The sequence below is a fragment of the Streptomyces sp. DSM 118878 genome (genome assembly GCF_052936595.1).
Map to the genome: position 1 here is coordinate 1,350,916 of NZ_CP193622.1, position 22,309 is coordinate 1,373,224.

Below are 22,309 nucleotides of genomic sequence, written 5' to 3' on the forward strand. Positions count from 1 at the left end.
GTGGCTGCCGCGACACGTGGCCGCGACGCCCGTCACGCCTCGTCCATGAGAGCTGCGCCGCCTGAGACACCTTGGGGCCGAGACACGCCCACACGTCTCATGACACCCGGCTCACGGTCCGCACCAGAGGTCGGCGAAGGCAGCGTTCTCGATGGTCCGCCTCTGGCGTACGGCCTCCAGCCGCGATGGTCGCCTCGGAGAGTTCTTCGCCCTGCCGGGCCCGTCCGGTGGCGGCAAGTCCGCCACGCCGTCGTGCGTCGCGGGCCGGGTCGACCGGCACGGCCAGGTGCGATGACGACGCTCTGGCGGCTCTCACCGTCGCGCCGACGCGTCGTCGAGACGCGGTGCGAGGCGTCGATGAACGACACGTGCGATGTCGGCCAGCGTCATTCCGGAACCGAGCAGTTCGGCGGGTGAGACGAAGAGGTCGAAGCGTTGACGGAGGCGTACGAGGAGCTCGGCGCCCATCAGGGAATCCATGCCGTAGTCCTCCAGGCGGCGGCGCGGATCGAGTTCGTCGACGTCCATGTGCAGGACCCCCGCCACGAGCGCCGTGAGCATTTCGGTGAGCCTGCTCTCCGCCGCCATCGCCGTCATGCCCGCGAGCTCCGACAGCACGTCGGCCTGGTCGGCGTCGTCGCCATCGGCGGTGCCCGACACCACACGCGCCCACCGAGGGCTGTCGAGCAGGGGAAGCAGGCCCTTGCCGCGGGCCCACTCGAAGCGGCCGACGCTGGTGGTGACGTTGCCGCCGCCGGGGACGAGCAACGGTCCCGCCGCGCTGAATGCCTCGCGCGGCGACAGAGGAACGAGGCCGAGCCGGGAGACGGCTTCCTCCATGCGGTGACGGGCCACGTAGCCGGTTTCGCCGATGGCACCCCAGGCGATGGCCGTGCCGGGCAGCGCGGAGTCACCCCGGTGTCGCACGAGTGCTTCCAGATAGGCGTTGCCTGCGGCGTAGGCCGACTGGGTCATGTTGCCGAGGCTTGCCGAGACGGACGAGTAGGCCAGGAAGAGGTCCAGGTCCCGGTCCCGGGTGAGCAGGTCGAGCAGAGCGCCGCCCGTCGTCTTGGGTGCCATGACCGCGTGCAGACGTTCGTCGGTGAGGTCGGTCAGCAGTCCGTCGTCCAAGTGCATCGCGCAGTGGACCACGCCGCGTAGCGGTTGGCCCGTCGCGTCGATCCGCTCGATCAGCCGGCGCATGACGTCCGCGTCGGTGACATCGGCCGCGTACGCGGTCGCTGTCGCACCCTGTCCGGCAAGGCCCTCCAGGACGGTCGCCGCTTCGGGGGACTGATCACCGCGTCGGGCGGTCAGCGCCAGGTGACGAACGCCGAGACCGGCCAGCCAGCTCGCCGTCGCGGCACCGAACCCGCTCAAGCCGCCGGTGATCAGGTAGGTGCCGGCCGGGTCCAGGCGGGGTGGGGACGGGGCGGGCGCCGTGCGGACCGGCTCGTCGAGGGAGTCGAAGGTGACGACGACCTTGCCGAGGTGACGCGAGTGCTGCAACAGCCGGAAGGCCTCCCCTACGCGCGCGGCCGGATAGGCGCTGTACGGCAGCGGCGCGTACCGGCGCGCCAGGACCTGTTCCGTCACCTCGGTGAACATGTCACCGGCGCTCTCGGGCCCGGCCGGCAGTGTGTTCAGGTCGACGCCGAAGAAGGCGATGTTGCGGCTGAACGGACGCAGCCCGAGCGGCCTGTTCTCGTAGATGTCACGTTTGCCCAGCTCGATGAAGCGTCCGCCGGGTTTCAGCAGGTCCACGCTGCGGGCGATGGCCGCACCCGCGAGGGAGTTCACCACGACGTCGACACCGAGACCGTCGGTGACCTGAAGGACCTCGTCCGCGAAGTCCAGGCTGCGGGAGTCGAATACGTGCTCAACGCCGAGTGCGCGGAGCCAGTCCCGTTTGGCCTCTGTACCCGCAGTGGCGATCGCGTGAGCTCCACAGGCCCGCACGTGCTGGAGGGTGGCCAGGCCGATCCCACCCGCTCCGCCGTGGACGAGGACCGTCTCGCCCGGTGCGAGGCGGGCGAGACGGTGCAGGCTGTGATGGACGGTGGCATGGACGACCGGGATCGTCGCCGCCTCCGCGAAACTCATGCCGTCGGGGATACGTCCGAAGGCGCCGACGGAGGTGACGGTATGCGAGGCGAGCGCGGCTGGAGCCAGCCCGAAGACCCGGTCCCCGATCGTCCAGCCGGTCACGCCCGGGCCCACCTCGGTGACGACGCCGGCGCACTCCATGCCGAGGCCTTGATCGGTGGGGGTGCCTTCGACGGCTTCCTGCGGCAGGAGCCCGTTCGCCTCAAGTGTGTCGCGGTAGTTGAGCCCTGTGGCACGCACGGCCACGGCGACCTGCCCGGGGCCCGGCCGAGGAGGAGCGGTCGTCTCCCAGGAAAGCTGGTATTGCAGCCCGGGGTCGCGGACGCGCAGAGAGAACGCCTCCGTCTCATCGGCGGGCGTCAGCGGCACGGGATCGGGTGTCTCCTGGGTCTCCCGAGGCACGAAGCGGCCGTCGCCGGTCAGAACGATTTCGTCCTCGTCGTCGGGTGCGAGCAGTTCACGGACCAGGCGTTGAGCGTCGAGGTCCTGGTCTTCGCCACGTTCCAGGCTGATGCGGCGGACGGTGAACCGGGGCTCTTCATTGGCCAGGGAGCGGGCCGTCCCCCACACAGGGGCGTCACCGGGATGGGCGGGAGTCTCCGGTGCGGGGAACAGACCACTGGGGCGGGTGACCACCCACAGCCCGATGTCCACGCCGTCGGGCAGCTCCTGGCAGGCGGCGGCCACGGCCCGTAGGACGCCTGCTCTGAACACGGCCTGGGCCGTGAGGCGCGTCGGCTCGGTCTCCGGCTCGGCATGGACGAGGACGACGGCTACCCGCGCGGCATCAGCGGGCATCGAGCGAGCCCAACTGCCGGGCACGGTGTCGGCGACGACGGTCACCACCGTCGTCCCGTCCGCGGTCCCCGCTTCCCGCAATCGCGCGGCGACCGCTCGCGCCGTTGCCCTCTCGCGCTCACTTTCGGCGGCCACGATCCAGGTGGTGGGCTCGGTCGGCGGGGGCGACGCGGCGGGCACGTGGGGGGCGGTGGACGCGGTGGACGCGAGCAGGACCGAGTAGTGCCCCCTCGTGGGTTCGCGGTCATCGCCGCTCTGCACGATGTCGACGAATCCGCACTCCTCCAGCAACCGGGGCCATCGCTCGCGTGCCAGCAGTACGGAACGAGGACGAAGCTGCTGGTCACTGCGGTGCCAGAAGCTCTCCAGCGTGCCGAAGAGGGCGCCCAGCAGTTCCGTGTCGTGCGACTCCAGGCCCAGAAGCCGTCCACCCGGCGCCAGCAGGGCGCGGATCCGGCGCAGCGCGGTGGCCACGTCGCTGGTCGCGTGCAGGGCGTTGGCGGCGATGACCAGGTCGAATTCTCCCTCGCCGGTGCCCTGGCTGCCTGGGTCGGCGTTGAGGTCGAGGGTGCGGTAGGTGAGGAAGTCGTAGGCCGCGAAACGGTGTTCGGCGCGCGCGAGGAACGTCGGCGCGATGTCGGTGTACGTGTAGTGGGTTCGCTCCGGCGGAAGAAGCGGCAGCAGGGCCGCTGTGGTGCCGCCGGTGCCGGCGCCCACCTCCAGAACACGCAGCGGCCGACCGGGGGGCCACTCCGCGACCATGTGCTGCACGAATGCCTGGGCGATGCGGTTGTGGAAGCGGCACACCGGCGCGATGTCGTAGAACTGTTCGTAGACCATGCCGTCGGTGCTCAGGAGCTCCAATGGGTCCTCGGTACCGCGCAGGACCGCCCCCAGGTGTTGGGCGCGCCTGGCGAAGAGGGCCGCCTCCGCGGCGAACATCGGGTGGTTCGCCACCAGGCCGCGCAGGAGTTCCGCCGCGCGCGACGTCGTGGCCGTCAGGCGTCGGCGGCCTTCGCCGGCCGGTTCCAGAAGACCGTGCCGCTCCATGAGCGGCAGCATCGACTTCACCAGCCTGCGGTGGACGGTCAGAAGCCCTGCCCCGGTGAGTGACGTCATGTCGAAGTCGGCGCTGGGGTCGGGAAGGAATCCGCGCAGCGTCTCCCCCCAGACATGTGCGAGGCACTCCTTGGCCTGCGCCACGAATTCCTCGTACCGTGTCTCGTGCCAGGCGGTGCGCAGTGCGCCGATCCGTTCGTCGGCCGCCTCGGCGATACGGGATGCCGTGGGCGGGTCCCAGAACTGCGGGGGGCTGCCGGGCCGGGGCGCGGCGCGCAGCACCGTGCGCTGGAGCCGCACCGGGGTGGCCCCGGCCATGGCGAGGCGACGCAGACGGCAGCCCAGGATCTCCACCACGACGGTCGCGTCGTCATCGGTGATGGTGATGTCCCAGCAGACCTCGACCGCGGTGCGGGAACGCTCGCGTACGTGGACCAGGCCCGTGGGGGAAGGGGTGCGCCAGACGCGTACGGTCGAGATCGCGTACGGCAGGTGCGTGGCCGTGCCGGCCGTCCCGTACAACAGCGGCGCCCCGGCCTGCAACGCGCCGTCCAGCAGGGCGGGGTGTGCCTCGTACGCGTCCGTCTCCATGTCCGCGTGTCGGTATGAGGCAAGGACCTCGCCGGCGCCCACCAGCAGTTCGTCCAGCACCTGGAACGCGGGCCCGTAGCCGAGGCCGGCGGCGTCACAGGCCCGGTAGTGGTCGGGGCCATCGACGGTACGGGGGCACCGGGCGCGTACCGACGTGAGGTCGAGGCGCTCGGGACCCCGTCCGAGCAGGGACCGGACCCGGGCGCGCACGTGCTCGCGTGGCTCCGTGGTGTGGGCGTCGGTGCTGGTCACCGTCAGCACGTCGTCCGGTGTGAGGGCGACATGCGTGCGCAGGGACTCGGGGTCCGGCCACGGCACGGCCAGGGGGCGGTGGATGTGCGTGTGATCGACCTGCACCCGGGTGCCCAGGGCTCGCCGTCCCGCCGCCAGAGCCATCTCGACGTAGCCGGTGGCGGGCATGACGACGGTACCGGCCAGGCGGTGGTCGGCCAGCCACCGCACCAGGACGGGGTTGACTTCACTGGACCACAGGGGGTGCGGTGCGGGAATCCGCTCGCCCAGCAGGGGGTGGTCGATCCGGCCGTCACCACCGGTGTTCAGCACCCAGGTCTCGGGCGTGCCGCACCAGTGACGTTCGCGCTGCCACGGGTAGGCGGGCAGTTCGGCGGGCCGAGCGGCGTGAGGGAAGTGCCGGGACCAGTCGACGGGGGCGCCGGCCGCGAGGAGTCCGGCGACCGCGCCCTCCAAGGCGGCGCTGCCGTCGGCTTCGCGGCGCAGTGTGGGCAGGTACGTGACGGCGGCAGGACGGCCGGGGTCGGCCTTCGCGCGCAACAGGTAGGTACGCAGCACCGGGTGCGGGCCGATTTCGAGGAAGACACCGGCGTGGCCCTCGTCCAGTACCCGGTTCACTGCGGCGGCGAAGCGGACAGGCTCGCGTACGTTGCGCCACCAGTACTCCGCCGTCAGCTCCTCGCCGGACACGGGGCGTCCCGTGACGGTGGAGATCATGGGCACACGAGTGGCGGTGGGCGTGAGGCCTTTGAGGGCTTGCGCGAGGGGCTCGCGCAGTTGGTCCATGGCCCGGCTGTGGAAGGCGTAGTCGAGCTCCAGGTCGCGGAAGAAGACCTGGCGGGAGGCCAGTTGCTCACCGAGGTCACGCAGCGCGTCCGGGTCTCCGGCGACGGTGAGGTCCTGGGCGCTGTTCACGCCCGCGATCTCCAGGAGATGCCGGTACGGAGCGAGGACCTTGCGGGCCTGCTCCTCGTCCATGCCCACGGCGGCCATCCGGCCGCTGCCGGCGGTGGTCGCCTGTGTTCGGCTGCGCTCGGCGATCACGCGTGCGGCAGAAGGCAGGTCCAGCGCTCCCGCGGCATGTGCGGCGGCCACCTCGCCCACGCTGTGCCCGATGACCAGGCCGGGACGCACCCCCCGGTCCTCCAGCAGGGCGACCAGGCCGCTCTGCAGGGCGAACAGCAGAGGCTGGGCGATCTCGGTCTTCTCCCAGCGGGTGTGCCCGGCAAGTCGCTCCGCGACCGACCATCCCAGGTGCGGCACGAGAGCCGCGTCCACCTCGTCGACGGCGGCCCGGAAGACCCGTTCGTGGGCCAGCAGATCGGCGGCCATGCCGGGCCATTGCGAGCCGTTGCCGGAGAAGACGAACGCCACGGCGTTCCGGTCGCTCGCGGTGCCGACCGCGCCGCGGGAGGGTTCAGGGGCCTGGGAGGTGTTCTCGGCGGGGAACAGCTGTCTCAGCCGCTCGGCCGCCTCCGGCGCGGTGCCGGCCAGGACGACACCGCGGTGAGGGTGCGTGGTCCGCCGCAGGCAGGTGGTGCGGGCGACGTCGTAGAACTCGTCCGGCTCCGTGACGGTGGCGAGCCGCTCCGCGACCCGGGCCGCCACTTCCCGCAGCGCTTGGGCCGAGCGTGCCGACACGAGGACGGGCAGCGGGTGGTTCCCCGCCCGTGGGGTGTTCGCACGGCGGGGGGCCGGCAGGGCCGTGGGTGCCGCGGTGACGACGAGGTGAGCGTTGGCGCCGCCGAAGCCGAAGGAGTTGACTCCCACCGCGGACCCCTCGGCCACCGTGACGCCGCACGGTTCGACGACGGGGGCGAGCCCGAGGCCGGCGAAGTCGATGTCCGGATGAAGCGGTTCCGCGTTGAGGGAGGCGGGGATCCGCCCGTGGCGCAGTACGAGCATCGCCTTGAACAGCCCGGCCATCCCGGACGCCGGCTCCATGTGCCCGAGGTTGGACTTGACCGAGCCCAGCGGCAGTGGGCCGCCGCCGCGACGCTGCCCGAGCGCACGGCCGATGGCGAGGGCCTCGACGGGATCACCGACCGGCGTACCGGTACCGTGCGCCTCGAAGTACACGAGGTCGTCGGGGGCGATGCCCGCGTCCGCGTAGACGGCACGCAGTAGTTGCTCCTGCACCTCGGCGCTCGGCAGGGCCAGCCCCTGTGTCCGGCCGTCACAGTTGGTTCCGGAAGCGGCTACCACCGCGTGGACCCGGTCCCCGTCGGCCACCGCGTCGGCCAGTCGCTTGAGGACGACCACGCCCCCGCCCTCGGCTCGGACGAAGCCGTCGGCCTCGGCGGAGAACGCCGAGCAGCGTCCTCGCCGCGACAGCATTCCCGCCTGGGAGAATCCGATGAATCCCTGGGGTCCGAGCAGGAGGTTCACCCCGCCCGCGAGGACGGTTCGGCCATCACCTGCTCGCAGGAAGCGGCATGCCCGGTCGAGTGCGACCAGGGACGAGGAGCAGGCGGTGTCGATGGCCATGCTCGGGCCGCGCAAGTTGAGGAAATGCGACAGCCGGTTCGCCGAGATGGAGGGTGCGGCGCCGATCATGGTGTACGGATCCACGCTCTCGGTCATGCAGAGTTGCATCACACCGTAGGAGTGATCGGAAATCCCGATGAAAACCCCTGTGTCGGAACCATTGAGCGATGCGGCGGGAATGGCGGCGTCATCGAGGGCCTCCACCGCCATTTCGAGGAGCAGCCGGTGCTGCGGATCCATCCGGGCGGCCTCCCGGGGGGAAATGCCGAAGTACGCCGCATCAAAGCCGGCGACATCACGAAGGAAGCCCCCGGCCGCCGTATATGACTTTCCCGCCCGCGGCGATTCCTGGTCGACGAAACGTCTCGCGTCGAAGCGGTCCCCCGGCACCTCACTGATCAGCTCCCGCCCCTCGTCCAGGGCTGCCCAGAGTCCTGCCAGGTCGTTGATGCCGCCCGGGAGACGGCACCCGACCCCCACGACGGCCACGGCCGCACCGTGTTCACCGGTCCCCATCGGTCCCATGCAGATCATGCCTCCCGAAAGGAAAGAGCCGGTACGGAAATCCGTGTGCGTCGAAGCACTCGTCGGTCCGCAACCTACGATGACCGGCCGCGGGGAAGTCGCCGCACACGCCGGAACGGGATTCCGGAAGCCCTTCTGCGCGGAGACGCCCACGAATGCCGTCACATGTATGACGATCGGCCATTGTGCCTTTCGGGGCGATCTCCAGATCCCTTCGCGGGGGAAGATCCGCGCTTCGTGTCTCGCGTTACTGTGACGCAATGCCGTCTCGTTCACGTGCCCGTTTGTCCGGTATCGCCGTCTCCCTCCCTCACGGGTACCGCACCATGGAACAGACCCGCGCCGAACTGGCGCGCCGCGGCCCCTTCGCCCCGCCGCACCGGGCCCTGGAGGATCTCACCGGGATTCGCGGGGTCCATGTGAGGGAGCCTGGAGAGCAGGCCTCCGACCTAGCCGTCGCGGCCGCGCAGAAGGCCATGGCTGAGGCGGGGGTGAGGGCCGGTGATGTGGATCTGCTGCTGTTCGCGTCGTGCTGCCAGGACATGATCGAACCGGCCACGGCCCACATCGTGGCCGCGAAACTCGGCCTCCGCTCCCCCGCGTTCGACGTCAAGAACGCGTGCAACAGCGTGCTCAACGCCTTGGAGGTAGCCGGCGCGTTCATCGAGTGCGGCCGCTATCGCACCGTACTCATCGCCTGCGGGGAAACCCCCACGATGACGACGCGTTGGCATCTGCCGGACCATGACACGTTCATCCGCGCCCTGCCGGGCTACACCCTCTCCGACGCGGGGGCCGCGCTGCTGCTCACTGCCGGCCCGGCCGGGGAGAACGACCCCGGGCTGATCACCACGGTCTTCGGGGCCGAGTCGACAGCCTGGAACGCCTGCACCGTGGAGTCGGGCGGCTCCCTCCACTTCAGGCCCGTCGACGACGAGCCGACCTACATCCGGCTCAACGGTGACTTCCTGCGCAACACCGTTCTCGACCTGGCTCCTCAGGCCCTGGAGCATGCCCGCGACGAGTTGGAGGCCGTCCGGCGAAGCGCCTTCATCGCCCTCCACCAGATCAGCCGGAACCACTTCGACGAGATGTGCGCCGGCCTGGACCTGCCCGCCGACCGCTGTCTGCCGACCGTGGTCGAGCACGGCAACACGGCCTCGGCGTCCCTGCCGCTCCAGTTGGTCCGCGCGCGGGAATCCGACCGGGTCGAACCCGGTGACCAGGTGGCACTCATCGGGATGGCCAGTGGCTTCAGCGCGGGCCTGGCCATCCTCCGACTCTGAGCGCCCGGCGGCAGCAGGCGCTCAAGTGCTCAGGCGCTCAGGTGCTCAGGTGCTCAGGTGACGAAGAAGCCGTCGTCGGCCATCTCCCGGATACTCAGCCCGAACGCGTCGGACACCTGCTGTACGTCGTCATCGGTGTGGGCGGCATTGAGCATCATCGTGTGCAGCTCTGGCAGGTAGACGCCGTGTTTGCGCATGTAGTAGGACAGGGCGAGGTTGGCCTTGAAGTTCGGCCCGCCCAACCGGTCGCGGATGAGCCGGGGTGCGGACTGGTCGAACGTGATGGAGAAGATCGACCGCGCGGCCCTGACAGTGAAGGGAAGCCCCGCGGCGGCAGCATGGGAGGCCAGCTCCTCGGACAGCCGGTCCGTTCTGCGTCGCAGGTCCGCGTAGATCTCCGGGTGGGCCCGCAGGTGCCCGAGTACCGCGGCGCCGGCCGCGGCGGTGACCGAGTTGCCGCTCATGGTTCCGCCCACGAACGCCCTGTCCTCGAGGTCGGTGAACGGGTCGTCGCTCGTGCGAACGATGTCGACCACGGCGGAGCGGCCGACCACCGCGCCGCACGGCAGGCCACCTCCGATGATCTTACCGAGGCAGGTCAGATCCGGACGTACGTCGGCGAGGTGCTGAACGCCGCCGTACCGCACCCGGAACCCGGTGACGACCTCGTCGTAGATGACCAGGATGCCCTCCTGCGCGCAGACGTCACGCAGCCGTTCGAGGAACGGCCGGTCGTACGCCGCCAGCGCCGAAGGCATGGGCTCAAGGATCACGCAGGCCAGGGTCTTGGCATGGGCGGCGAGCCGGTCCAGTGAGACGGGCTCGCCGTACTGGAGGACAAGGGTGTCGTCCACGACCGCGTGGTGCATACCGGCGGAGTTGGCCACCGGAAGCGGGTGATGCGCGTCTCCGCTCTGACGGAACAGCGAACTCACCAGGCCCTGGTCGGAGAACCCGTGATAGTGGCCCTCGAACTTGGCGACGCCCTGCCTGCCGGTATGGGCACGGGCCATGCGCAGGGCCATCTGGACTGCCTCGGTGCCTGAGTTTCCGAGGACGACCTTGCTCCCCGGACCGAAAGCACGTGAGATCGCCTCCGTGAGACGCAACTCCGCCGGGTTGGCGAAAGCGTTGACGGCGCCCCGGCTGACGGCTTCCTGGACGGCCCGTACGACGACGGGATGTGCGTAGCCGAGCATGTGGGGCCCGTATCCGGAGGACAGGTCGATGTACGCGTTGCCGTCGAGGTCATGGACACGGGCCCCCTCGGCGTGCTCGACGATCAGGGGGAACGCGCTCGGCAGTACGTAGCGGTCCAGGTGGGTGGGCGCGACGAGGTGGCGCGCGGCGACCTGCCTGGCGGCCATGGAGCGCGGCGTCACGCGGCCGATGTCGCGCGCGAACTTCTCCCGCAAGTCGCTGCTCATGTACGGGGAACACATGTCGGTGAACCGCCTGGCGTTGCGAGGCAGGTCGATGTCGGGGTCGGTCCGCGAGACGAACCCTTCACTGGTCAGCAGGGACAGGGCCAGCAGGGAGAACCGTGTCGAGGCACGGGCGCCGCAGGCGTAGCCCAGCCGGGTCGCCTCGTCGAAGAACGCCATGGTGGACCACTGGGACGTCCGTCCCTCGAAGTGGCTGCGCAGGATGCCCGCGAGTTCGTCCTCGTACGGCTTGCGGTGGGCCGGGAGCATCTCGGGGTTCGCCACGAACGTGCGGACGAAACGCTGAACGGCGACGGCCCACTGCCCTCGCACACAGGCGTAGTAGAACGAGCCGAGGTTCCACCTGTCGTCGGGGGTGAGGTGTCCGACGAGACCGAAGTCGAGCATCACGATCTGCCCGCCGGGGCCGAACATCACGTTGCCCGGATGGGGGTCGACGTGGAAGAGACCGTGGAAGAACACCATGGCGTAGAAGGCGTCCTGCATGCGGCGGGCCAGCGACGGCCGGGGGTGCCCCGTCCGTTCGGGGTCCTGCCCCCTGGCTCCGTGCACGTACTCCATGACCAGGATGTCGTCCCCGCACAGCGGGTCGTACGTCTGGGGCACGCGCACGAAGGGGTGCAGGTGGAAGTTGGCGGCGACCTCCTTCTGCCACCGGGCTTCACGGCGCATGTCACCCTGGCCTGCCAGCAGCGGCCGCAGCTCGGCGAAGTGTGCGGGGAGGTCGTACCTGCGTAGCGGTGGAACCAGTGCGTGCATGGTTGCGAGCAGCTTCTCCAGAGCCCAGGAGCTGACGTGCAGTCGCTCCTTCACTCCCGCCTTGACCACCTTCACCGCCACCTCACCGCCGTCATGCAGGACGGCCCGGTGGACCTGGGCGACGGAGCCGACCGCGATGGGCGTCCAGCCGAACGACGTGAACGCTTCCTCAACGGGCACGTGAAGGCCGCGGCCGAGAGTGCGGCGAAGGTCCTTCTCGCTCATGGGAGGCAGCTCGCTGAAGAAGGTGCGGAACTCCGCTGTCGCCTCCGGGGGCAGCAAGCCGGTCTGCGTGCCCAGGACCTGACCGACTTTCATGTACAGGGGGCCCAAGCCCAGCAGGCACCGACGCAGCGAGGCCGCGACGCGCACCAGCGGGTCCCCGTCGCGGCGCACGAGCCGACCGACGGACCAACTGACGAGGAAGTACGCGGCCCACCACATGACGCGGCTGCCCTCGACGACGGCCAGCGCCAGCGCGCGCAGCCGATGCACCGGCGCTCGGTACTCCGCGGCCGGTGTCGCCGTGGGCTCCGCCGTGGCTCCGGGGTACGGAAGCTCTGACACTGACGTCTCTCCTTGTCAGAATTCCCGCGTCGGGCGAGCGGTTGGGTCACGTTATCGACAGCTCCTGTCATTTCCTCGGTATCCACGCCGCCTCGGCCATCTGCATATGGTTCGACTGGAAATAAAACGGTGCCCATGCGTACCGGCGATGAGCGATGAAGGTGTGACCCGCGCAGGTGAAGAGGGCCGGAGTCGCGGGTCATGTGATGAGCCCGCCATTCCGCGGTGCGAGGATCTCCGCATGAATTCCGACGCTGCCGCCCACCCATACGACTCGGCCAACATCGTCCTGCGCGTGGTGAAGGCGTTCGGGTGGACCGACTTGCTGTGTCTGGGCTACTGCACCATTTCCACGATGCCCATGATGCTCCTCGGGCGGGGCGGGTTCCATCAGAGGCAGCTGGTGAACCGGTCCATTCGGCTGCTACGCCTCACCCCGGGGGACCGTGTGCTGGACACCGCCTGCGGTACGGGCTACACCAGCGACCTGATGGCGCGTCAAGGTTGTTCGGTGACGGGAGTGGACCTCCTGGAGCACCACGTGCGGCGAGCCGGTGAACGGTACGCTTCCCATCCCGACGTCAGGTTCTTCAACGCGGATGCGACGAATCTGAAGGCAGACGAATCCGCCGCCCACTTCGGTGACGCGGCTTTCGACAAAGTGCACTGCCTTCAAGGCGCCTTTCAGTTCGGACCGGATGGGCGACGGAGATTCCTCGAGGAGGCATACCGCGTCCTGACGCCGGGCGGGCGACTGGTCCTCGTCGACTTCTTCTGGCACACCGAGAGACCGGAGGAGATCACCGTGCTGGATCCGGAGCGGCTGGTGCGAAACACGTGGCAGTTCGAGGAGTTCGAGCCACTGCACCGCTATCGGCGGCTTGCCCGCGAAACGGGGTTCACGCCGCGAGCGGCCATCGACTGGACCCGGCCCGTGCTGCACCGGACATTGCACGGGTTGGCCCTACTCGCCCGGCTCGCCCGAAGCTCTGTGGGACGCAAGGTGCTGGTGCGGCTCAGGCCATCCCTCAGTTCGGTGGAGCCGGCGCAGTGGGAGCGCTTCGTGTCCATCGCCGATGCCCATGCCGCGGTGCGCGACCGGATGGGCTACGCCGCGGTCATCCTCGACAAGCCGGCCTGAGAGGGCGGTATGAGAACGCGGTATGAGAGCGCGTAGGTATTGAAGTGTCAGCCTGCCCACATGGTGCTGTTCACGTGCGCGGTGTCGTGGTGTTCGTGGTATTTGCTGATCTTTCCGCCGCTGATCTCGAAGAGGAGGTGATAGTGGTTGCGGTAGTCTCGCGTGTTCTTCAGTTTCATTGTCGAGTACGCCTCCACGGCGACCCTGGGGCCTTGAATGGTCCATGCGGTGGGTGTGATGACCAGCGGGCCGTCCGTGATCGAGTCGAGCGGCTTGAGCATGGCGCGGAACTGGTCCTTGGTGACGCGACCGTTTCCCGGAGCCCCGCTCATCCACCATTCAACGTCGTCGGTGAGGCAGTCCAGGAGCTCCTCCAAGGGTTCCGTGTTGTCGGCCGCTCCCCACCGCCCCTTGGCGTAGAGGCTCAGGAAGTGTTCGACGATTGCCTTCTTCTGTACGTCGTCCATCACGCATCTCCGGCTTCTGGTGGTTGGGGTGGACCAGGGTGGGTGTGCGACCCAGCGTGCATGACCGCAGGCACGCGCACAAATGATGATTGAGCACTCCAGGTATGCGTTCTGGGAATACCTCGGCTGTAGGGTGCAGGGCATGACGGATGTGACTCTCGTGGGACTGCGGGTAGTGCGCGAAGTCGCCGCGACGGGCTCCTTCAGCGAGGCAGCAGCTTCCCTCGGCTACACGCAATCGGCTGTATCCCGGCAGGTGAAAGTTGTCGAGTCCGCCGTGGGCGCGGCCCTTTTCGAGAGAAGGGCACGCGGAGTGACACCCACGGAGGCCGGCGTGGCGTTCGCACGGCACGCGGCCGACGTGCTGTCGGGTCTCGACGCCGCCGTCCGTGAGGTCAGCGCACTGAGTCAACACATCACGGGCTGTGTGACGATCGGCGCGATCCCGGCTGCGGCTGCGGTTCTGGCTCCGCGTGCCCTCGCACGGCTGGCGGACGAACACCCCCATGTGACCGTCGGCTTCGTAGAGGATTCAACCCCCAGTCTTTTGCGGCAGCTACGTTCCAACCGTCTGGACGTTGCCGTCGTGGGTGTGTGCGCCGGGCCGCAGGAGCATGACCTCGACGGGCTGCGCCAGGAAACGCTCCTGGAAGACGATCTACGTGTCGCGCTGCCCCGTCATCACCCATTGGCCACCCGGCCCCTGGTGCGGGCCAACGAACTGCGCCACGACAGGTGGATCGTCGAGAACGCTGCCGGTGACACCCCGTACTACGGTGCCTGGCCCACCCTCGTTCGGCCAACGGTCGCCCATCAGGCGCGCGAATGGTCCACACGTCTGGGAATGGTGGCTGCCGGCCTGGGGATCTGCCTGCTGCCGGGTATGGCGGTCTCCTCCGCTCCAGCCGGCGTGAGAATCGTCCGGGTCGAGGACCGCCACTGGCAGGGACGAGCGACCATCGCCGTGACCAACGAACAGCGCTCAGCGGAAGCCGACGCGGCTGTCGCAGCCCTCAGACAACAGGCTTCTGACCTGCGTTGAGCTTTTCCCAGCATCGCCTCTCCCGGGTGGAGTCAGGTGCTCTCCGCGCCCGGCCCCGCCGAACAGCTCGTTCTCAAGCGTGACCTTCGCTGCCGCAAGGCCGATACTGCCGACAGCAGGGAACTTCAGACCGAGCCGCCGGACCCGACCTTCCTTCCGACCTGACGAGGCGTCACCAGAGTCGGCATCAAACGCGCTTCCCAGGAGGTACCCATGAGGATGCTGATCAACGTCCCGTAGTTTGGCGTGGCCGCAGGTCACGGCCATGCTTGGAGGCCCTTGGTCAGCAAACTCCCAGCATGAGTCAGGAGACGTGTACTTGGCGACCCAGCTCGTCCGCGGAATGGGCAGCTTCTTCAAAGGCTGCGCCTGCGCCCGCCAGAACCGCTGCGCCCACCCGTACGTCATTCGCTACCGCGATGCCGCCGGGCGGCAACGCGAGGAGACTGGGTACTCGACACAGCAGGCGGCACTCGACCGACTGACCAAGGTCTACGAGGAGAAGCGGACCACTCCTCGTGCCCAGGCCGACCTCAAGCGTGAGATCGGCAAGCAACGTTTCGGGCACTACGCCTCCGCTTGGCTGACGCGGCAGCGTCATTACGCAGCCGGCAGCGTACGCACAGTCAAGCAGGTACTCGACCGACAGATCTTGCCCGTGCTTGAATCCCGGCGGATCAACACGTTCACCGCGACCGTGGTCGACGACTTCATCATGTCGATGGAGGAACGTTCCGTCGGACTGGCAGCGCAACAGAACGCTTTCGACACCCTGAAGAAGATCCTTCTCGACGCGCGACGTCGCGGCGGCATCGTCGAGGACCCGTTCGAGGGGGTCGTCCCGCCTGAGTACATCCCCCGGAAGATCACCATCCCAACCTTGGACGAGGTCCACGCTCTCAAGGCCGAGGCAAGCGATGGTCTCGGGCTCGTAATCGACCTGATGTCCGGTTGCGGTCTCCGCAACGGGGAGGCATACGCCGCGAATATGGAACGGATGGTCGCCGACGACGTCTATCGCATCACCGAACAGATTGAAGGGAAGACGCGTGAGCGGGTACCTCTCAAGCATCGGAAGCTCGGAGAGTTCCGCGAGGCCCCGATGCCATCGACCGTCCGAGACGCCCTGCTCCGCTTCGAGAAGGAGCACGGCGCTGACACGAACGGCTATCTTCTGCGAACCCAGCGCTCCCCCTACTGGGCTCACACGACGCTCGACTATCAATGGGGCGCCGCGAAGAAGCGGGCAGGCATCACCAGGAGGCTAACCACTTACTCCTTGCGTCACTTCTTCGCCTCCAACTGTCTGGCCAGAGGGATACCTATCACGGACGTCGCCGAGTGGATGGGGCACAGGAATATCAACATGACATTCAAAATTTATCGGCACCTGATGCCTGCGTCGATCGGTCGGGCTGCGAAGCTGCTGAACGAAGGGTTGTAACGAAGGAGGGGCGGGTCAGCACCCGCCCCCCCTTCAAGTGACCTTCTGCTGCTGCGCCCAACTGTCGAGGTCGGTGGCCTTGAACCTGAGCTTGCCGCCGAAGTAGTACCTTGGCAGCCCGTGACGCTGGGATTCCCTGTACATCCAACGCGGACTCATGTTGAGATACGCGGCTGCTTCATGAACCGCTAGATACCGGTTAGCCCACCCACTTGGCGCCTCATGAACCGTATCCTTCCTTCTCATGCTGACGCCGCACCGCAAGTGGCACCCACGGCGCTCGGTGTCTCCAAGTGGTCATCGGCCTTGGCGCGACGCTCTCGCCGGAGCAGCTTCTGCACGTGACCTTCAGATACCTTGAGGACTCGGGCCAGTGAGGCAGTTGGCGTCTCGGCGTCAGCAGCCCGTCGGACTACCTCTTGGGTCTCCGTTTTGGTGAGATACACGTCCCTCCCTGCCAGGGCCGCCGCAACCCTGGCAGGGTCACAACGCAACTCGAATCGCTTTCGGATTGCTCTACGCTCCTCCTCCGTCATGCCGCCCCATATGCCAGCAGCATCATTAGATTCCAGAGAAGCCTCCAGACACTTCACCCTGACTGCGCAGGACGCGCAGATCCCTTTGGCAAGGCGGATACGTTGATCACTTGCGTACCTGCCAGGAAAGAAGAGCTCGGGATCGTTTCTCGCCCCAACGGCCACCACACATGCCGCACTCTCTTGCCAGGTCTGATTGCCTCTGACTCGGGGAGCGGAGTATCCATACATCGGTGAAGCTTCCTGTTGATTGCCTAGCCTGTGGCCCCATGCGGCCTACAGAGCTACCAGGGTCCGGAACAACGCCGGTTTCGCTAACCGGCGATCGTCGGCTATGTTGCGCGCACTTCCGTTGGCGCGCCTGCACCGCCTCTCCGTACAGTGGAGGCCGTAGGCAACTACCGGTAGTTCGTTAAAGCTGGCGGTGGTATGGGTTGACGACGGGTCGAGTGGGTCGTAGGCCGGTGATAGAGGCCAACTTCCGTGCTGGGGGCTGAAGATGTCTGCTCGCCGTCCGTGTCCGCCTGCGCCGGGGCCGTTGGAGGAGTACGCGGCTCGGTTCGACGACCTCTTCTTCAGCCTGGCCCAGCGGCGGGGGTTTCGTGAGTATCTGACCGGGCTGCTGGCGCCGCGGGAGCGGAACAAGACGATCACCTGCCTGGCAGGGGCGGAGCCGGTGGTCGGTGCGGGGAAGCCGGGGGTGCAGCGGCTGCAGTTCTTCCTGTCCGAGTCGCCCTGGGATGCCGAGCAGATCAACGACCGGCGGCTTGAACTGCTGCGGAGGGAGCCGGCCACCGCTCCGCACGACGGCGGGGTGATCGTGATCGACGATTCCGGGGACCGCAAGGACGGCACCGCGACCGCGAATGTGGGCCGGCAGTGGCTGGGCCGGTACGGCAAGACCGACAACGGCATCGTCACGGTGACCACGGTGTGGACGGACGGCCGCGTCTACTACCCGCTGCACGCCACTCCCTACACCCCGGCCCATCACTTCGCCCGCGGCCGGTCCGACCCCGCCTTCCGCACCAAACCACAGCTGTCCGCTGCCCTCGCGGCCCGCGGGAAGGAAGCGGGCTTCGCCTGCCGGGCCGTGGTCGCCGACTGCGCCTACTCTGTCAGCGACGACTGGTATCTCGCACTGCGCGAGGCCGCCCTGGCCTACGTGGTCGCGCTCAAGCCGCACCGCGGTACCTGGGCCCGGGCCGACCAGCCGCACACCCCCATCGAGGCCGCGCATGCCCTGACCTGGCGTGATGCCAGACATCCAGGCGACTGGACGCCCGTGGAGCGTCACTTCCGCGACGGGCACACTGAGACCTGGTGGGCCGCCGATGCCCGCCTGGGCGGCTACGGCCCCGACTCACCCTGCCGCCTGGTCGTGGCCACCACCGATCCAGCCACCCTGCCGGAGAAGGCCACCTGGTACCTGGCCACCAACCTGCCCCACCCCGACGCACCCCACGCCGCCACCAGCCCGCACCCGCCCGCCGACCTGGCCGAGATCGTGCGCCTCTACGGCCTGCGGCCGTGGATCGAGCAGAGCTACAAACAGATCAAGGACGAACTCGGCTGGGCCGACTTCCAAGTCCGCTCCGACCGCGCCATCCGCCGCCACCAGACCCTGGTCAACTGCGCCTTCTCCTTCTGCTGGGACCAGTGGTTCGCCCCACCCGGACCCCTGGACGCCAGCGCGCCGGACCCGTGCCCCGACGAGGGGCCAGAGAGGGGGACCAACCGGACACCACCAGCCCCAACAGCCCTGCTGCCCCAGGGCCTTACGGGCCGTCCGTTCCTGGCTCACCCCCGCCGTCACCCTCAACCGATGCTGGCAAGCCTGGACGGACAAGGACCCACCCTCTGAGCTCCAGGCACTAATCGACGCGGTCACCACCGGACACGGCCTTGATCTCTACTGCCGGATTTAACGAACTACCGGTAGTAGGGTCGGGGACTGGCGCGGTGGCTTCCGCTCCGTTTCCAGTCCCCGCCGCTTCAAACCGTGCATGCAGTTCTCCCGCACACGGCTTTCCGACATCGTTCACCGACTGGCATGCGCCGTCGCCCTGCGTACGTTTCCGGTGAGGCGATAGACCCCGAGCCGGGTGATCCACTCATAGGTGTAGCGAGTGAACCAATTCCGGCCCGCTCGGCCGTGTTTCCGGCTGGTGAGGATCGCCAGCCGTTCATGGACGTAGCCGTCGACAGCGTTGAACTTCCGTCCGGAGTTCCCGTTGCGGAAGTACGCGGCCCAGCCCCGCAGGACCGGGTTGAGGTCGGCGACCACAGCGGACACGGGCCGTTCGGTCTTCGAGCGGCCGGTGGCTGTGCGGATCTTCTCCCGCAGCACCCGGATCGCTCTGGCCGAAGGCCAGCGCTGCAAGTAGAACCTGCCCCGCCATTTCCACGACTCGACTTTCCGGTGGTGGAATCCGAGGAAATCAAAGCCCTGTCCGCCCCGGGTGAGGCAGGTGATGCCGGACTTCTCCGGATGCAATCGCATCCCCAGCCGTCCGAGCACCCCAGCCGCCAATTCCCGGGCGCGTTCCGCCCGTTGTTTGGTCGGCGACAGGACAACGAAGACATCGCAGTACCTCACCAGCACTCCCAGCCGACCGCCCTCGTCCTGCCACGCCTCGTCGAGAACGTGCAGAGCGATATTCGCCAGCAGTGGGGAGATGGGTGAGCCTTGCGGGGTTCCCGCCCCGGTCGGAGAGATCACCCCGCCCTCCAAAACTCCCATCCGCAGCCAGGCCCGGATTAGCTTCAGCATCGATCGGTCCACCACATGCCGGGCCACTTGGGCCATCAGCGCGTCGTGGTCGACCGTCTCGAAGCAGTCCCGGATATCGGCCTCGAACACCCATTCCCGCCGCTGGTTCGCGGCCACGCGCACAGCCTCGAGCGCGTCGATCGCGGACCGCTTGGGCCGGAATCCGTAGCTCGCCTCGGTGAACTGAGCCTCGAAGACCGGTTCCAGGACCAGCTTCGCTGCCGTCATCACCACCCGGTCCGCCACTGTGGGAATCGACAGCGGCCGCAACTCCCCCGGCCGCCCCGGTTTGGGAATCTGGACCCGCCGCAACACCGACGGACGATACACATGCGTCCGCAGTTTCTCCGACAGGTCCTGGAGGAACACATCCACTCCCGAGGACGCCACCGCGTCGACGGTCACGCCGTCCACGCCAGGGGCTCCCCGGTTCGCACACACACCGGCCCACGCCCGCCGAAGAACGTCCATGCGGTGGACATGGCTATACAGGGCATGAAACCGGCGTTCAGGTTCTTGCTTGGCACAGCGGTAAAGCGTCCGCTGCAAGGATCGGACCTTGTCCAGAGGACGACGGCCCGGTCCTGCAGCCCCTTCCTCCCGGCGGATGGAATTAGCCGATACGGCACTCATCCGGGTCCCTCCCTGTTCGCGATCCGCATCGATGAAGCAGGGGTCCTTCGCTCCCGGCGGGTTGTGTTGTCCCGTCGATCACCACTACTACGACCCCCTCCGACTGCCTCTCGGCAGCTCGCCATTTCCCGGTTCTGCCGGTTATAGGCGAGCCACGCTTCCCGGGCCGCAAACCCGGGGCCGAGGAGGCTCTCTCCAGTTCCCAGGACAACCTTCCAACCATTCCACGCCCCTTACGCCGGGAGGTTCCTCGGCGACCGCTCCAGGTTCTGGATCGCCTTCCGTGGCCTTCGCCCTTCAAGCACAGGCTCGGCTCCTCCTTGGCCCGCCCGCGGGCGGGGGTTAAATGACGACGCTGCAGGCTTCACTTCATGTTGCGGACTGGTCGGTTGCACGCCCCCGAAGGGCGCTTGTCACTCCACTTCAACGCCACCATTTCGAGTGACGCCGGGAGTCAGCTACCGGGGACCCTGGCGTCTCCCCGGACCGGACTTACACCGGCTGGCTATCCTGAGCTTGACGACCGGTTACATCACCTGCATCCCTTCTGAGCTGCGATGACGCCCGGACTGCTGGCCGTACACTTGACTTTTAACCTGTGCGGCGTGGTCGTGGGGTGGTTGACTTCGTCGTTCTCTTCTTCGCTGCCGCGGTTTTGCGGGGTGTATGCACGTCGTGGCGGGGTGTGGGCCGGGGTTCTTTTGGTCCGGCGGCCGTCCGGGGCCAGGACGCGAAGGTTTCGGTGCTTGGGCTGGACAGGCCGATTGCGGGCGGATGTGCCGGAAGTCGCGGCGGACTCGGGCGGGGGTGAGTCTGTCCGGCGGGCTGGGTTTCTCCCAGGGGCGACGCCGGTCGGATGCGAGGGGACGAGCGAACCGCCGTTGGGTGTAAGCGGCGAGGATGAGCCAGGTCCATCGGTCGGCTGCCTCGGGAGTGCGGATTTTTGGGGCGGTCCAGCCGAGGGTCTGCTTGAACAGGTGGAAGGTGTGCTCGATGTTGATGCGCCGGAGGTATGCCTGCCAGAGGCGGTTGGCATCGTCCGGGGTGGCATCGGTGTCTGACCACCACAGCCAGACCGGCTTGGGTGTTGCTCCGCTGGGCAGGTGGTCGATGTCCAGGCGGATCACCGTTTCTTCCACGATCGGGAGGTGCCGTCTGCGGTTGCCCAGGAGGAGCGGTGGATCAGCTTTGAGGTGCAGCCAGTTCCAGGACCGGGCCCTGGCGGTGCCGTAGAGACGGGTGTCGGTGATGGTTTCGGTGTCCGGGGGGCGCTCCAGATGTCGGGGGCTGCCCGAAGGCGAACTCTCCGCCGTGTGGGGGCTGTCAGCCCTGAGTGTGCGGCAGCCGTGGTGGGACCGCTCTGCGCAGGGCGCGGTCGGATCGCATCCTGGCCAGCACTTGGACCGGCAGGTCAGCCAGGAGGAAGCCGAGGCGGGGCGCGTCGTGTCCTGCGTCCGCGACGACGAGGATGTCGGGGTCGCCCGCCTGCCACTGCTCTGCTGCGATGAGTCGCTGCAGAAGATCGCGCGGCTTCCGGGCGGTGACGGTCGCGGTGTCGTCGCCGGGCCCAGGGGGACCACGTGGCCAGCCGCCGGTGCAGGCACACGGCGGCACGCCTGGGCTGCGGCCAAACCGCGGTGCGTGGTGAGGGTGGCCGGCCCAAGGCGGGCAGTGGCCGCGCCGAGGCGCTGCCGGGTTGCTTCTTTGCTCGGGTGGTCACAGCGAGCGTGGTGTGTGCACTCCGGGCCTCAAGTGCGAAGCGAAGCGTGCAGATCTCGATAGTGCAGTCGCGATCGTGGAGTATCAGGTCCGGACCGATGTCGCTGTCCGTCAACGAGTCCGCGATTCGGTCGTCGTGGAGCGGCAGGCCGGTGTCGATGGTGTGGGTCACGGTTCCTGCCCGGCGGGGGCCTCAGCGCCCATCACGTGTCACGGCAGCCTTATGTCTGCCTCGGAGTCCAGCGGCGCCCTCTTGCAGGACCGCGAAGTAGACGGGGAGGCAGGAGAAACGGATACCTCTACCGCAACTACGTCAGCTTCATGACGTTGTCGGCACCCTCGGCGGAGTTGTAGAGGACGGGGTTCCCTGATTCCTCGCCGTAATAAAGCGTGGTGTCACACCCGTCCGAGAAGTCCAGCACTACCGAGGTCGCGCCTGCCACATCCAGAGACTTCCAGGTGCCCTTCCCTGACTTGGTGTGCAGGCCACTGGGCGAGCACGAGGAGTACTGCGCCCTGAGGTTTTTGACGGTGAACTTGCTCTTGCCCCGCAGGTCGAGCGTCGCCCCCGTATCACCGTTCTTCCATTTCCGTACCAGGGTCCGTGGCTTCGCGGCCCCCTTCTCCGGATAGGGGTCGCTCAACGGGGCGCAGGAGGTGCAGATCAGCAAAGCGCCGA

General features: G+C 68.0%; 12 protein-coding genes and 1 pseudogene. 5 read left to right on the forward strand and 8 right to left on the reverse strand.

Annotated elements, in window-relative coordinates; genetic code table 11:
* Positions 1-312: 312 nt before the first annotated feature.
* Positions 313-7,818, reverse strand: coding sequence for an SDR family NAD(P)-dependent oxidoreductase (locus tag ACRAKF_RS05645; protein WP_447035743.1), 7,506 nt, complete (start codon positions 7,816-7,818; stop codon positions 313-315).
* Between the two features lie 326 nt (positions 7,819-8,144).
* On the opposite strand from ACRAKF_RS05645, the gene ACRAKF_RS05650 reads away from it, so the two are divergent.
* Positions 8,145-9,104, forward strand: coding sequence for a 3-oxoacyl-ACP synthase III family protein (locus ACRAKF_RS05650; RefSeq protein WP_447035744.1), 960 nt, complete (start codon positions 8,145-8,147; stop codon positions 9,102-9,104).
* A 53-nt stretch (positions 9,105-9,157) separates the two neighbouring features.
* Here the strand turns inward: ACRAKF_RS05650 and ACRAKF_RS05655 are convergent, their stop codons facing one another.
* Positions 9,158-11,875: an aminotransferase class III-fold pyridoxal phosphate-dependent enzyme gene (locus ACRAKF_RS05655; protein WP_447035745.1), complete on the reverse strand. Its 2,718-nt coding sequence runs from the start codon at positions 11,873-11,875 to the stop codon at positions 9,158-9,160.
* 241 nt (positions 11,876-12,116) lie between these two features.
* On the opposite strand from ACRAKF_RS05655, the gene ACRAKF_RS05660 reads away from it, so the two are divergent.
* A complete protein-coding gene (locus ACRAKF_RS05660; protein WP_447035747.1) occupies positions 12,117-13,016 on the forward strand; it encodes a class I SAM-dependent methyltransferase in 900 nt (299 codons plus the stop codon).
* A 47-nt stretch (positions 13,017-13,063) separates the two neighbouring features.
* Here the strand turns inward: ACRAKF_RS05660 and ACRAKF_RS05665 are convergent, their stop codons facing one another.
* A complete protein-coding gene (locus ACRAKF_RS05665; protein WP_447035748.1) occupies positions 13,064-13,483 on the reverse strand; it encodes a nuclear transport factor 2 family protein in 420 nt (139 codons plus the stop codon).
* Positions 13,484-13,625: 142 nt separating this feature from the next.
* Between ACRAKF_RS05665 and ACRAKF_RS05670 the strand changes: the two genes are divergently transcribed.
* Together ACRAKF_RS05670 and ACRAKF_RS05675 are read left to right on the forward strand one after the other, a co-directional pair.
* On the forward strand, positions 13,626-14,525 hold the full coding sequence (locus ACRAKF_RS05670) for a LysR family transcriptional regulator (protein ID WP_447035749.1): 900 nt from the start codon (positions 13,626-13,628) through the stop codon (positions 14,523-14,525).
* Positions 14,526-14,844: 319 nt separating this feature from the next.
* Entirely contained in the window at positions 14,845-15,969 is a 1,125-nt protein-coding gene (locus tag ACRAKF_RS05675; protein ID WP_447035750.1) for a tyrosine-type recombinase/integrase, read from the forward strand.
* Positions 15,970-16,002: 33 nt separating this feature from the next.
* On the opposite strand, the gene ACRAKF_RS05680 is transcribed toward ACRAKF_RS05675, so the two are convergent.
* Together ACRAKF_RS05680 and ACRAKF_RS05685 are read right to left on the reverse strand one after the other, a co-directional pair.
* The gene (locus tag ACRAKF_RS05680) at positions 16,003-16,215 is read right to left on the reverse strand and encodes a helix-turn-helix domain-containing protein (RefSeq protein ID WP_447035751.1); all 213 of its coding nucleotides are present in this window, start codon (positions 16,213-16,215) and stop codon (positions 16,003-16,005) included.
* Positions 16,212-16,736: a WhiB family transcriptional regulator gene (locus ACRAKF_RS05685; protein ID WP_447035752.1), complete on the reverse strand. Its 525-nt coding sequence runs from the start codon at positions 16,734-16,736 to the stop codon at positions 16,212-16,214. Before ACRAKF_RS05685 ends, ACRAKF_RS05680 begins: the two co-directional genes overlap by 4 nt.
* A gap of 268 nt (positions 16,737-17,004) precedes the next feature.
* Between ACRAKF_RS05685 and ACRAKF_RS05690 the strand changes: the two genes are divergently transcribed.
* Entirely contained in the window at positions 17,005-18,369 is a 1,365-nt protein-coding gene (locus ACRAKF_RS05690) for an IS701 family transposase (protein WP_447035754.1), read from the forward strand.
* Positions 18,370-18,546: 177 nt separating this feature from the next.
* On the opposite strand, the gene ltrA is transcribed toward ACRAKF_RS05690, so the two are convergent.
* From ltrA to ACRAKF_RS05705, 3 genes and pseudogenes are all read right to left on the reverse strand, one after another.
* A complete protein-coding gene (gene ltrA, locus ACRAKF_RS05695; RefSeq protein ID WP_447035756.1) occupies positions 18,547-19,911 on the reverse strand; it encodes a group II intron reverse transcriptase/maturase in 1,365 nt (454 codons plus the stop codon).
* A 591-nt stretch (positions 19,912-20,502) separates the two neighbouring features.
* Positions 20,503-21,477, reverse strand: a pseudogene (locus ACRAKF_RS05700) (transposase); the annotation flags it as partial.
* 461 nt (positions 21,478-21,938) lie between these two features.
* The gene (locus tag ACRAKF_RS05705) at positions 21,939-22,274 is read right to left on the reverse strand and encodes a hypothetical protein (protein ID WP_447035757.1); all 336 of its coding nucleotides are present in this window, start codon (positions 22,272-22,274) and stop codon (positions 21,939-21,941) included.
* Positions 22,275-22,309 lie beyond the last annotated feature (35 nt).